The 13,408-nt window shown below is 36.1% G+C and carries 13 protein-coding genes, 1 tRNA gene, 1 pseudogene and 1 other annotated feature; of the genes and pseudogenes, 5 read left to right on the top strand and 10 right to left on the bottom strand.

Going from position 1 to position 13,408, the window contains the following annotated elements; all coding sequences use genetic code 11:
• Window positions 1-4: 4 nt before the first annotated feature.
• The 5 genes from MJG50_RS19950 to ilvE form a co-directional block, all read right to left on the bottom strand.
• Window positions 5-1,549 carry a 2-isopropylmalate synthase gene (locus tag MJG50_RS19950; protein ID WP_240257534.1) on the bottom strand — a complete coding sequence of 515 codons (1,545 nt, stop codon included), beginning with the start codon at window positions 1,547-1,549 and terminating at the stop codon, window positions 5-7.
• Window positions 1,536-2,564, bottom strand: a complete 1,029-nt coding sequence (ilvC, locus tag MJG50_RS19945) for a ketol-acid reductoisomerase (protein ID WP_240257533.1) — start codon at window positions 2,562-2,564, stop codon at window positions 1,536-1,538. The genes MJG50_RS19950 and ilvC overlap by 14 nt, the downstream gene beginning before the upstream one ends.
• A gap of 51 nt (window positions 2,565-2,615) precedes the next feature.
• Entirely contained in the window at window positions 2,616-3,134 is a 519-nt protein-coding gene (gene ilvN / locus MJG50_RS19940) for an acetolactate synthase small subunit (protein ID WP_240257532.1), read from the bottom strand.
• The gene (ilvB, locus tag MJG50_RS19935) at window positions 3,131-4,849 is read right to left on the bottom strand and encodes an acetolactate synthase large subunit (protein WP_240257531.1); all 1,719 of its coding nucleotides are present in this window, start codon (window positions 4,847-4,849) and stop codon (window positions 3,131-3,133) included. Before ilvB ends, ilvN begins: the two co-directional genes overlap by 4 nt.
• A gap of 205 nt (window positions 4,850-5,054) precedes the next feature.
• Window positions 5,055-5,316 (bottom strand) — a binding site (T-box leader).
• Complete coding sequence (gene ilvE, locus MJG50_RS19930; RefSeq protein WP_240257530.1) at window positions 5,317-6,222, bottom strand: branched-chain-amino-acid transaminase; 906 nt, start codon at window positions 6,220-6,222, stop codon at window positions 5,317-5,319.
• Between the two features lie 507 nt (window positions 6,223-6,729).
• Between ilvE and MJG50_RS19925 the strand changes: the two genes are divergently transcribed.
• The 4 genes and pseudogenes from MJG50_RS19925 (at window position 6,730) to MJG50_RS22420 (ending at window position 8,925) form a co-directional block, all read left to right on the top strand.
• Window positions 6,730-6,966 carry an NTTRR-F1 domain gene (locus MJG50_RS19925; RefSeq protein ID WP_240257529.1) on the top strand — a complete coding sequence of 79 codons (237 nt, stop codon included), beginning with the start codon at window positions 6,730-6,732 and terminating at the stop codon, window positions 6,964-6,966.
• An 84-nt stretch (window positions 6,967-7,050) separates the two neighbouring features.
• Window positions 7,051-7,203: pseudogene (locus tag MJG50_RS19920) on the top strand (exosporium leader peptide); the annotation flags it as partial.
• A gap of 632 nt (window positions 7,204-7,835) precedes the next feature.
• A complete protein-coding gene (locus MJG50_RS19915; RefSeq protein ID WP_240257528.1) occupies window positions 7,836-8,060 on the top strand; it encodes a hypothetical protein in 225 nt (74 codons plus the stop codon).
• 577 nt (window positions 8,061-8,637) lie between these two features.
• A complete protein-coding gene (locus tag MJG50_RS22420) occupies window positions 8,638-8,925 on the top strand; it encodes a hypothetical protein (protein ID WP_431307307.1) in 288 nt (95 codons plus the stop codon).
• Here MJG50_RS22420 and MJG50_RS19910 read toward each other — a convergent pair.
• The 5 genes from MJG50_RS19910 to MJG50_RS19890 all read right to left on the bottom strand — a co-directional run bounded on the left by MJG50_RS19910 (window position 8,884) and on the right by MJG50_RS19890 (window position 12,119).
• A tRNA-Arg gene (locus MJG50_RS19910) sits at window positions 8,884-8,960 on the bottom strand. The genes MJG50_RS22420 and MJG50_RS19910 overlap by 42 nt on opposite strands.
• Before the next feature lie 139 nt (window positions 8,961-9,099).
• On the bottom strand, window positions 9,100-9,609 hold the full coding sequence (locus MJG50_RS19905; protein WP_240257527.1) for a metallophosphoesterase family protein: 510 nt from the start codon (window positions 9,607-9,609) through the stop codon (window positions 9,100-9,102).
• Window positions 9,606-10,211 (bottom strand): XTP/dITP diphosphatase, encoded by a 606-nt coding sequence (locus MJG50_RS19900; RefSeq protein WP_240257526.1) that lies wholly within the window; start codon window positions 10,209-10,211, stop codon window positions 9,606-9,608. Before MJG50_RS19900 ends, MJG50_RS19905 begins: the two co-directional genes overlap by 4 nt.
• A 1-nt stretch (window position 10,212) precedes the next feature.
• Window positions 10,213-10,962 carry a ribonuclease PH gene (gene rph / locus MJG50_RS19895; RefSeq protein WP_240257525.1) on the bottom strand — a complete coding sequence of 250 codons (750 nt, stop codon included), beginning with the start codon at window positions 10,960-10,962 and terminating at the stop codon, window positions 10,213-10,215.
• A gap of 95 nt (window positions 10,963-11,057) precedes the next feature.
• Entirely contained in the window at window positions 11,058-12,119 is a 1,062-nt protein-coding gene (locus tag MJG50_RS19890) for a GerMN domain-containing protein (protein WP_240257524.1), read from the bottom strand.
• Window positions 12,120-12,310: 191 nt separating this feature from the next.
• On the opposite strand from MJG50_RS19890, the gene MJG50_RS19885 reads away from it, so the two are divergent.
• On the top strand, window positions 12,311-13,237 hold the full coding sequence (locus tag MJG50_RS19885) for a nuclease-related domain-containing protein (protein WP_240257523.1): 927 nt from the start codon (window positions 12,311-12,313) through the stop codon (window positions 13,235-13,237).
• The last annotated feature ends 171 nt before the right edge of the window (window positions 13,238-13,408 follow it).

Genomic DNA, 13,408 nt, shown 5'->3' with positions numbered 1-13,408 from the left:
GTTCTTACACTCCAACTTTTTCTAATGAAATTATATTTTTTTCAAAAGCTAGTAATCTATTAACAGCGTTGAGGTATCCTTTTGCAGAAGCCTCTAATACATCTTGTGCAGAGCCCCTACCACTACTTTCAAGGTTTTGATGTTTTACCTTTACATATACTTGAGCCAGCGCATCCCTGCCCGCTCCGACTGATTGAATCCGATAATCTTCTAATGAAATTGAAAGTCCAACACAACGCTCAAGTGTATTATAAAGTGCTTCCACACTTCCTGAACCCGTTGCTGCCTCTTGAATTTTTTCACCATCTAGATTCGTTAACGTAATCGTAGCTGTTGGAATTTGATTTGTACCAAATTGTACTTGTAAAGCTTCCAAATGATAATAGTCTTCTTGATCTGTTAGCTTCTCATCTACCAATAAAGTTATTAGATCCTCATCTGTAATTTCTTTTTTCTTATCAGCAAGCTCCTTAAAAAGCTTAAATAAGCGATTGATTTCTTGATCATCCAGTGAATAACCAAGCTCGACAATTCTATTTCGAAATGCATGCCTACCAGAATGTTTACCAAGTACCATTGAATTAGAATTTACACCGACCAATTCTGGCGAAATAATTTCATAGGTTGTTTTTTCCTTCAAAACCCCATCCTGATGAATGCCTGATTCATGAGCAAATGCATTTTTGCCGATAATTGCTTTATTCGGGGGAATAATCATCCCTGTTAATTTACTTACTAAATCACTTGTACGCTTAATTTCCGAAAGATTAAGTCTTGTTTTCGCATGATAATAATCTTGGCGAATATGCAATGCAACTGCAACTTCCTCCAAGGAAGCATTCCCTGCTCTTTCACCAATACCATTAATCGTACCTTCAATCTGTAAGACACCATTTTCAACAGCAGATAGGGAATTCGAAACAGCCATTCCAAGATCATCATGACAATGTGCAGAAAGAATGACCTTATCAATATTCGGAACATTTTGGAATAGGTACTTAAACCTTTCCCCATATTCCTTTGGGCTTATATATCCAACTGTATCAGGGATATTAATCACCTTTGCACCTGCATCAATCACTTCTTTTATTATTTTCACTAAGAATGACAGATCAGACCTACATGCATCTTCAGCAGACCATTGAATGACAGGAAAGTATTTTGCAGCATACTTAACAGTCTCTACAGCAGTCGAAATGACTTGATCTGGTGTTTGTTTTAATTTGTAGGTCATATGAATGGGTGAAGTTGCTAAAAAGAGGTGGAGACGAGGTTCCGCCCCGCCCTTTAGCGCTTCCCATGCAGAGTCAATATCACTTTTTACAGACCGAGCTAAGCCAGTAACTGAACAATTTTTAATAATTTTAGTAATTTCTTTGACCGATTGAAAATCTCCTTCAGATGAGGCAGGGAATCCTGCCTCAATAATATCAACATTCAATCTTTCTAACTGCTTAGCTATTTCCAGCTTTTCATGCAAATTTAAATTGACTCCTGCTGACTGTTCCCCATCCCGTAAAGTTGTGTCAAAAATATTAATTTTCCGCATTAGAGACCACCACGTCTTTTGCTTCTCGCTGCTTAACAAATGGCATCATTTCTCTTAATTTTCTTCCAACAACCTCAATTTGGTGTTCATTTTCACGTTTATTGATAGCATTAAATTCTGGTCGGTTTGCCTGATTTTCAAGAATCCAACCTTTCGCAAATTTACCTGTTTGAATATCTTTTAATACTTCCTTCATTTCAGCCTTCACTTGGTCGTTTACTACTCTTGGTCCAGATACAAAGTCACCCCATTGAGCTGTATCTGAAATGGAGTATCTCATTCCTGCCATTCCGTCTTCATACATTAAATCCACAATTAGCTTCAATTCATGTAAACATTCAAAATAGGCAACTTCAGGTTGGTAGCCAGCTTCTACTAATGTTTCAAAGCCTGCTTTTACTAGTGAGGTTAACCCGCCACATAAAACAGCTTGTTCTCCAAATAGGTCAGTTTCTGTTTCTTCTTGGAATGTTGTCTCAAGAACACCCGCTCTTGCAGAGCCAATTCCTTTAGCATATGCAAGGGCAATTTCCTTTGCATTTCCTGTTACATCTTGCTCTACAGCGAATAATGCTGGTACTCCTGCGCCTTCACGGTAAGTACGTCTCACAAGATGTCCTGGCCCTTTCGGAGCAACTAAAAATACATCCACATAGCTTGGTGGAACGATTTGACTAAAATGAACATTAAAACCATGAGCAAATACAAGTGCATTCCCTGGCTTGAGTGCTGGTTCAATTTCTTCTTTATACACTTTTGGCTGATACTCATCTGGTAGTAAAACCATAACAACATCTGCTTGCTCTGACGCTTCACTAACTGAAAATACCGGAAGCCCATCTTGCTTTGCTTGTTCCCACGATTTTCCTTGACGAAGTCCAACAATAACATCGACACCACTTTCACGTAGGTTCTGCGCGTGCGCATGACCTTGTGATCCATATCCGATTACAGCAACCTTTTTATTTGATAATACGTAATCATTTACATCCCCGTTATAATATACCTTTGTCATTCTAATCTCTCCCTATTAAGTAATTTGATTTTTATAATGTATAAATATTAATTAAACGATGGAATACGGCTTAATATTTGTTACCGCCTTTTGATTACCACGCGTAAATGCAGTTGTTCCTGTACGCGCAATTTCCTTAATTCCATACGGTTTTAATAAGTCAATTATTGCTTCAACTTTTTCAAATTCACCTGTTACCTGTACAACCACACTATCTTTGCTTACATCAATAATTGATGCGCGAAATGGTTCTATCAAACTATAAATCTCATTTCGATTGGCAGGAGTTGAGGAAACTTTGATAAGTGCCAGCTCCCTTGCTACAATTGCTTGATTCGTTATGTCCATTACCTTCAAGACATCAATTTGTTTATTCAACTGTTTCGTAATTTGTTCAACAACCTGTTCTTCATCAACATGAATGACGAATGTCATTCTTGATATTCCTTCTGATTCTGAATGACCTACCGTTATACTTTCGATATTGTAATGCCGCTTCGTTAATAATCCGGTTATTCTATTCAGTACACCTGCCCTATTATTAACAAGTAAAGTTATAATCCTTTTCACAATTTGACACCTACCATTTCATGTAATCCCTTACCTGGTGCAACCATTGGATAGACATTTTCATTAGGTGTTACACAGAAATCCATAAGAACTGGGCCATCATATTCAAAGGCTTCTTTAAGAATTTGTTCAGCCTCTTCCTCTGTAGTCGCTTTAAGTCCTTTGATACCATATGCATCTGCTAATTTCATAAAATCGGGCTGATTCGGTATTAGTGAGTGTGAATAACGCTCTTCATAGAAAATTTCTTGCCATTGTCTAACCATACCTAAAGCCTTATTATTTAAAATAATAATTTTAATTGGTAGGTTTAACTCTTGAATAACCGAAAGCTCTTGTAATGTCATTTGAAAGCCGCCATCTCCAAGAATCGCAACAACCGTTTTGTTTTTTTCTGCTAACTGTGCACCAATACTTGCTGGAAGGCCAAAGCCCATAGTTCCTAACCCACCAGATGTTACCCAATTATTAGGATTGTTAAATTTATAATACTGAGCAGCCCACATTTGATGCTGACCAACATCGGTAGTGACTATTGCTTCTCCGTAAGTGTATTTGTATACAAGCTCTACCAATTTCTGCGGCTTCAATTCATCGGCTGAATTTTCGTAGCATAATGGATATTCCACTTTCCAGCCTGATAATTTATCATGCCATTCCTTCGATTCACCTTGTTTTCCATTTTGATGAATGAGCTTCTTTAATACTTCCTTTGCATCACCAACAACTGGAATTTTAGTTGGAACATTTTTTCCAATCTCTGCAGGGTCAATATCAATATGGGCAATTGTTGCGTTTGGAGCAAATGTCTTTAAATTACCTGTTACTCGATCATCAAATCTAGCACCAATACTTATTAATAAGTCACATTCATACAAGGCCATATTTGCCGTGTATGTACCATGCATACCGGCCATCCCAAGAAATAGCGGATGATCTGCAGGAAATCCGCCAAGACCTAGTAATGTATGGGCAATCGGGAGGTTTTGTTGTACAGCATATTCCTTCAATTCAGCCGCTGCTTTTCCATGTAATACTCCTGCACCTGCTAATATAACTGGTTTTTTTGCTTGGCTAACCGCTTCTACTAGCTTCCTTATTTGCAAATGATTTGGTTGAATTGTCGGTTGATATCCTGGTAGATCAATTTCTTGCTGATAATTAAATTCTGCTTCAAATGTTGACATGTCCTTCGGAATATCAATTAATACAGGTCCGGATCTCCCGCTAGTAGCAATATAGAATGCTTCTTTAATAATTTTAGGTAAGTCTTTTACATCTCTCACTTGGTAGCTATGCTTTGTAATTGGCATCGTAATGCCGAGTACATCTGCCTCTTGAAAAGCATCTGATCCAATAACTGTAGAAGCAACTTGACCTGTAAATACGATTAATGGAAGGGAATCTATCATCGCATCAGCCAGTCCTGTCACAATATTTGTTGCACCAGGACCTGAGGTTGCAATAACTACACCCGGTTTTCCAGATATCCTTGCATATCCTTCAGCTGCATGGATTCCTCCTTGTTCATGTCTTGTTAAAACGTGAAAAATACCAGAATCATATAACTTATCATAGATTGGTAGAACTGCTCCGCCTGGGTATCCAAAAATGACTTCTACATTTTCTTGCTTTAAAGCCTCTACCAACATCATGGCTCCACTTAATTTTGTAGAAGCTTCACTTTTTTCCTCCACATTTGCATTTACACTCATTTTTGCTTACATCCCTTCCTTTTTATAATCAATTTCGTCAATACGTATTCGCATCCAAACTTTTCAAGCTTAATCAAAATTTACTTTGAAAAATCAGAAGCTTTCGCCACAGGTTAACCCTATAAGATGCTCAAATTACCTGTTGGAAAGAGTTAATTTGGCAAAATAAAAAGCCAATCCACCCACTAGACCAAAAATTCAAGGTCAAAGGGGCGAAAAGGCATTTGTCACTTTTCACGGTACCACCCTTCTTTGTGATCAACTTCGATCACCTTTAGGAACAACATTTGTCGTTCATTTTGATAACGGGTGCGAAATAACCAAACACCCGGTTAACTTTACTTGAGAAATCTTTCAAGTTAACACTCGGAGGTGAGTTCATCCTACGTAATAACACCGGTTTCCACCATCCCGGTTCTCTGTAGATATTTAATCGTAAGACTACTTATCCTCTTCTTCGTTTTATATTATCCAACGTTTACATTTGTTGGAGCACTATAAACCTTGACTCCGTCAGAGACAACCTTTTCTCGAAATACTTTAAGAAGTTTTTGTGTATGTTGCCCAGGAATACCATCACCGATTACTCTTCCATCTACTTTTACAACAGCAATAACCTCTGCAGCTGTACCTGTTAGAAACACTTCATCTGCGGTATACACATCATGTCTCGTAAATGGCTCTTCCTTCATTTCATATCCAAGATTGGTTGCAATCTCAATAATTACTGATCTAGTAATACCTTCAAGCGCACCAATATAGCCTGGGGGTGTTAAAATTTTATTCCCCTTAATAATAAATACATTATCTGCTGATCCTTCAGCTACGTACCCTTGGTCATTCAACATGAGTGCCTCACTCACGTTAGCAAGATGGGCTTCTAGTTTTACCAAAATATTATTTAAATAATTGAGCGATTTCACCTTCGGGCTTAATACATCAGGTCGATTTCTTCGTGTAGCGACTGTTACAATTTCGATTCCAGTTTCATATAATTCTTTTGGAAAAATTGATAACGGTTCAGCTATTATTACAACATTTGCTCTTTTACAATTAAATGGATCTAATCCTAGATCACCAACTCCTCGAGACACAACTGGTCGTATATACGCATCTCTTAAGTTATTCTTCTCAATCGTTTGAACAATTAAATCAATGAATTCTTCCTCTGAATAAGGGATTTTCAACATAATGGATTTTGCAGATTGATAAAGTCGATCAATATGTTCTCGCAGTCGAAATACATTACCATCATAGACCCGAATTCCTTCAAAAACTCCATCGCCGTACAAAAACCCATGGTCATAAACTGAAATCTTTGCATCTTCTTTTTTTACAAATTGATCATTTAAGTAAATCCATTGTTCACCCACTTAAAAACACCCCTTTAGTACGTTTAAACAGAGACGCTTTACACTAGTGAAATTCAAGGTACAAAAAATGATCCTATTAACAAACGAGCCCACCACATTTTTAGAATGATGTCTTTGTTTTGCTTTGGACCTTCTTGTGCTGTAATTCACTCTTGTTTGATAGTTATTCTCTTATTAACAAAGCATTTTATTAGAGCTTATAATACGCTGATTTTACTAAGGAGTCAACACCATTTTAGTGAATTATTAGATAATTTTGACTAGTGAGATTAGTTGTATCCGCTTACAACTTTGATAATTCAAGCTTTGTAGATTTTAAAAATAATTTAAATTTTTTGTAAAAGGAGGGTTAATGAAGGAATACAAAAAAAACTCTTTTCCGAAGAATCAATTAACCCTTATATCTAACATAGTTCATCAGTCGGTTCAAAACAAAAAATAAATCATAGAATAAATCAAATTTCTAGTCATTCACTTAAAATTTCAACTAAGGAGGCTAGATAGACAATGTCACTAAATGATTTAATTATTAATGGCGACTTTGAGACGGGTAGTTTATCCCCTTGGATCGTATTTAATGCTATACCTACCATCTCGTTTTCTCATTCTGGTATCTATTCTGCATTATTGCCTGGTGGTGATTTAAATTCCTTTATCGCACAATTTGTGCCAGCAACCCCTGGGCAAAGCTTTGGGATTATAGTGTCATTAGCTAAAATTGGAACTAGCCTTCACCACCTGTAACCGTACAGGTAACGTATTATGATAATCAATTTAATTTTCTTGGACATGGAGAATTAACCAATATTGTTGCAGAAAGAGTACCCAACGCTAACAGGTACGAATACATTTTTAGAAAGAGTGGATGATGCATTTGGGTTAGCTTATATACCGACCAATTTCAGCGATTGGAATGTTCCAGCGCCGACAACAGTACAAGAAGCTTTAGATAGAATTGCTGCAAGTATTGGTCCAATCTAATACAATAATTAACATCCGCATTAAAAGATCGATTCTTCATTGTATGGCGAACCAATCGTATATCTCCTTCGACTATCCAGTAGTTTCTGGGTAGTTCGTTTTTTTAATCACTTTCTATCATTTGTTTCCTTTACCAGCAAAAGCTAATTGATATTCAATGAGGTATTTTCCTTGGGTTCTCCCTTTATTGATAATTTTTCTTTAATAAACTGAAACCCATATAAAAGAAACACTAAATATAGAGAAGACATACATTAATTGTATTTTTTTCATTCTTACCAAGGACGCTATTTCGTCAAAATCAGCTTGTTTATCAAATAATTCTGCTTATAGATTTGCCGACTTTAATTAAGAAATTCATTGTTCCTTCTTTTGATACTGAGTCTAACATAATCTCCAACTTTTATTTCATGGCCCACTGCCGGTTCCTACCTATCACATGCTAATTGAAAATGTTGGGCTTGAGATTTTACTGTAATTTCCATTGCATTTTCTCCTATTCAATTAATTTATAAACCATCAGTACCTATACCTCATATAACTTAAGAAAGGAGGAGTCTTCAAAATGAAAAGAATAATTGGAACTGCTCTAGGTCTAGTTACTTTAAAACTTGCATTGGGAGCTATTGGTATTGAAATATTTTCTCTTTAAGCACAGTGGACAAACTGTGCTTTTATCTACTGAACTGTTCTATCATTTTGATTCATTAAATGAATCTTTTATCATTACCGAACGTATAATAATTATACTAACGATTGGAGATGAAAAAATGGAACTCATTTTATGGATGACTGTTTTGTCAGGTGCCTTTATCGCAATCTTCGCCGATAGAAAATGCAAAAATAAAAAAAGTTAAATTTTTCATATCTACCTGATTTCTTTACGTATTGTAATGTCTAAAATGTCACAGGCTTTTTCTTTTTAGAGCTATATCAAACCCCTATTTGGAGCACTACAGGGCAAGGTCCAAAAATCCTAATCGTACCTAGCGCATGCCTTGCCCTGTAAACAAGATGCTTAATCTATTTCCTTTAAATCACTATCACTTCCACATCCATCACAAAACTCTGGATCATGAAAATTCTCAGCATCCCACACAATTAAATATTTCATGCCACAATCTACACAAAATACTTTTTTTGCCTCCAATTAATGTCACTCCCTTACTCTTATGTTTCATAGCTCATTTATCAATTCGAGCTGAACTAGAAACCGGATTGAATTAGCTGAACATTTAGGTGTTACTGAATCGTTTTTAGATGAAGCTTTAAAAAGATATAAGGAAATATACGGTTTGTTTGCGGATTATGAAAACTGGTTGGTAAAAAATCAAAACCAATTAGAAAGGAGGCTTTAAAACTAAGAAAGAGGCAAATTTGCAAAAAGGGATAGTACCCCAGTTACGTATTGATCCTTTTGATGAATATTTTGAAATGTGGTTGAAAGTTTATAAAATAGATATAGTGGATAATACCCTAGTACGCTACAAAAACACCCTAGAAACGATTAAAAGTCATTTTGGCGATATTCTCTCCTATTCAACATATAGACAAACGCTCCATTTGATTTTCTATCGTTTTTCATCGTTTTGCGCAAAAAAGAAAAACACTCTTGAAGTGTTGGTGCAACAACATTTCAGAGTGTTTAGGATATATCAAACGTTTCGTAAATTCATTAGATGGCGTCCCAGGAGAGATTCGAACTCCCGACCGTACGCTTAGAAGGCGTATGCTCTATCCGGCTGAGCTACTGGGACATATGTATATTATTAATCATTTCTGTTACCGCTCAAACATGTAATGTTCATCAGCGACATTTTTTATTATATCTACATAGGAATTAGATGTCAACACTTTTTTAAAATTAATTTAAAAGGAGTGATTTCTCACTCCATCTTATAAGGAAGTACGTAATGTTAATTGGTCAACACTATTTCCGTCGAGATCATAATAAGTTACAATTGCTTCATTATTTATGATTTCCAGTATAGCATATGTTCGTTCTTTTCGCATTTTTGGAAGTCTAATACTTCCCGGATTAATAAATAAGATATTGTCAATAAGCTCAGCATCCGCAATGTGGGAATGACCAAAGCAGACAATATTTGCACCAACTTCCTCAGCACGATAACGCAAATTCATCAAAGTCATTTTTACATTGTATAAATGTCCATGTGTTAGCAAAATTTGTTTGCCCCCAAAAGGGATAGGCATATCATTTGGATAGTTTGAATCATAATCACAGTTTCCACGGACTCCAGAGAAACCACTCATTTCTTTAGAGGTAATTGCAAGTTCTGAATCACCACAATGGAGCATGATATCTACTTCATGTTGGTGGCGGTCTTTAAGGATTTGGAGTTCCATTGTTAATCCGTGACTATCACTTACAATTAATGCCTTCATTTACCTGACACCTCTAATTCATTTAATAGCTTGTCCATTTTCACAAGTGCCTTAGCACGATGACTTATTTTATTTTTCACATCTTTAGGAAGTTCTGCCATCGTTTTACCTTCTTCAACAACGTAAAAAACCGGATCATATCCAAAGCCATTTTCTCCTCTAGGTGCTTCTGTTATCTGTCCTTCACACGTACCCTCTACAACATATGTTTTTTCCTCAGGAATTGCAATAGCTAGAGCACAATGGAATCGAGCAGTTCTTTTTTCACTCGGAACATCTTTTAGTTCTACTAAAACCATCGCAGTGTTGGCTAGGTCATTTTTTTGTTCTCCTGCATAACGAGCAGAATAGACTCCTGGCCTACCATCTAAGTAATCAATTGAAAGGCCAGAATCATCAGCTATAACAGGTAGTTTTAATAATTTCGAAATTGCTTCAGCTTTGATGATTGCGTTTTCCGCAAAGGTAGAACCAGTTTCTTCAATATCGTCTATTTCAGGGTAATCTAACAATGATTTCACATTAATTCCTCTAGATGAGAACAGCTCTTTAAATTCGTTTACTTTTCCTTTATTTTTTGTAGCAATCATTAATTCCTTCATGCTACTCTTCCCTTCTTTCTATAAGTTCGATGTACTCACCAAGTGCCTTTTTTTGTAGATGAATTAATTCATTAATTCCTTTTTCACCTAGCTCTAGTAATGTATTTAGTTGTTCACGAGAGAATGTTGATTCTTCCCCAGTTCCCTGGAGTTCAACAAACTTCCCTAAGTCAGTCATTATAATATTCATATCGACATTTGTTCTGGAATCCTCTATGTAATTCAAATCTAATATTTCTGCATACTCGGGGTCTATTCCCACCGAAGTTGCAGCCAAAAAGTTAGTAATCGGAAATGCTGAGATTTTATTATCTTGATGAAGCTTTGCTACAGCCAACACCATAGCAACAAATGCCCCGGTGATTGAGGCTGTTCTCGTGCCACCATCGGCTTGAATGACATCACAATCAATCCAAATCGTTCGTTCGCCCAATTTTTCTAAATCCATAACAGCTCTAAGTGATCTACTAATTAAACGTTGAATTTCCATTGTTCTTCCTGTTACTTTTCCCTTTGTTGATTCTCGAATATTCCTTTGTTCAGTTGCTCTTGGAAGCATTGAATATTCAGCTGTAATCCATCCTTTACCACTTCCCCGCATAAATGGTGGAACACGGTCCTCAACACTCGCATTGCAAATAACTTTTGTTTCTCCTACGCTAATCAACACTGAACCTTCCGGATGCTTCACATAATTCAATTCAAAGTGTACAGGCCTTAATTCATCCCTGCCACGTCCATCATTTCTCATTAATAAATCCTCCTATATGATAACAGAAGAAGAGGTGGGCTAATTTTGCCTACCTCTTTTTTATTTCATATTATAGTATATCAAAAAAGAATGGTCTAAAAACTACCAATATTAACATTAACAGGTCGAGTCACAGGTTCTGATAATTTCTTTCCATCTTCACTTGTAATATCTGCGTTACCATCAACCGTAATTGCAACACTCTCAATCCCTGGCTGCTCTGTTAATGATAGCACAAGTGAATTGATTACATGCTTGGAAACTACTTTTTCATCAAAACTTCCAAAGATTGCTTCATTAAAATCTAGAGTCACTAGACCATCTTTATAGGTAGCACCTAGAAGCTCTGCGTCTGGGTGAATTCCATTTAGTAGATTAGAAGTCAGCTTTGGCCCCTTAATAAGAGCATTGACCACTGCAGCTATATTGTCCTTCTCGGAATTATCAATTCTTTTTGTAATTGGAACATAATATTTACTATCATTGTTTTCTACGTAGAAATATAGTGTAACTTGACGAGTATTGGTAATATCAACAACATCACTGTTATCAAGATTAATACCGTCTGCTCTACTTAAACTTTCAGAAATTGGTGTTTGATTGACAGGCATAGCATCTAGCTTGTAGCCATTTACTTGTAATTCTACATTTTCAATTGTGTCAAATTGAGTTAATGTCCATGTAATAGCTTGTAAAATTTTAGCTTCATCCTCAGGCTCATACGTTCCAAACTCTTTTGAGAAATCAACAACTAGAGTACTACCCTCTAATTTCACATCTACTTCTGTATCTTGCGGAATCACTGCACGGAAGCCATCTGGTAGAATTTCATCAACTGGCCCGCCTGCAACTAAATATTCAAGAACTTGTCTTGCTGCAGCTGGATCATTTGGAAGTTCAACAGTCTGTGGTACGACCCAACCGTTTTCGTCAATTAAAAATAGGTCTCGTTTTACAGTATCAGTTACAGCATCCTTCCCATCAGTATTCTTACTAACTTCCTGAGCTTCTTTATCCGTAGATTTATCCATAGTTACATCCTGAGGCGGATCTATTTTATCCACCTTCTTCTCTACACTAAACAAGCCACACCCTGATAGTAATACCGATGAAGCAATAACTGTTGCAGCTAACGTTGATTTTGTTACTTTCCGCATACTTTCCCCTCCTAAGGCAGTTTGTACTAATATGTATACGAGCCCTTTTTTTAATTTAGACCGCTTTTCAAGAGAAAATTTGGACAAATTGAATGTAGCAGGTCCTATTAAAATTTTGAGTTCACAAAATTATCACAAATTAAAAATCAGAAAAGTGGTACTATTTTATATAAAGATAGGAGATGTGATAAATGATACTTAAGATTCGGGAAGAATCAAAAGAATTATTAAAATTAAGAGCCTTACAGGGAAGTAGTACATTTACAGAAAAAGACAATAATTATTATTTGAATCTTGAAAAGGGGTACGCAGGTGAGTTATTTTTTGACAAATGGATTGAAAGTCTATCTGTTGACTGTTTAATTTTAAATGATTTATTATTCGAAGTTCATAATAATACGTTTCAAATAGATTCTTGTATACTAGCCCAAGAGAAAGTCTATTTGTTTGAAGTGAAAAATTTCGAAGGTGATTTTTTTATTAGTAATGATAAATGGTACACATTATCTAGGTCCGAGATTCAAAATCCAGTCCAACAGCTAAGTCGCAGTGAAACCCTTTTTCGCAAATTACTTAAAGATGCTGGATATCATTCCCCCTCAATTGAATCCTTCGTTATCTTCGTTAATCCAAACTTTTTCCTATATCAAGCACAAATGGATCTTCCTATCATTTTTCCGAATCAGATTCCGCGATTTCTTAATAGTTTGAACAAGAAACCCTCTAAATTAACCGACAGACATTGGACTTTAGCAGATAATTTATTATCCGAACATATAAAGGATTCTCCATTTAGCCGTGTTCCAACTTATGAATTTGAGACACTTAAAAAAGGAATAAAGTGCATTTCATGTCGTTCATTTTTTTCTCATAAAAATGGGGAATTGTTTATTTGTCCTCAGTGTCGTTTTGTAGAAAAAGTTGAAGCGGCACTAATACGTAGCATAAGGGAATTTATCCTGCTATTTCCTGAATTAAAAGTTACCACTGTTACGATATTTGAATGGTGTGGTGGCATTATACCAAAGCAACTCATTCAGAGATATCTTTCTAAAAGGTTTATTTTAAATGCTAGGGGTAAAGCAGCATATTATATTGAAGATAATTTTGAAAAATAGGCACTTAAACATTCGAGGTTGTCTTAAATATAGCAGGGTTGTCACTTTTTACTCCCAGTGAGGTGATTCGACGCTTTGCTCATCACCAATTTCCAATTTCTTACTCTCAATGAGGCGATTCGACGCTTTGCTCATCAACAGTTGCCACTTTTTTACTCCCAGTGAGGTGAT

This window comes from Fredinandcohnia quinoae (assembly GCF_022427965.1).
Classification (GTDB): Bacteria; Bacillota; Bacilli; order Bacillales; family Bacillaceae_L; genus Ferdinandcohnia; species Ferdinandcohnia quinoae.
Note: the sequence above shows the minus strand (reverse complement) of the source record. Positions and strands in the feature narration are given on the sequence as shown.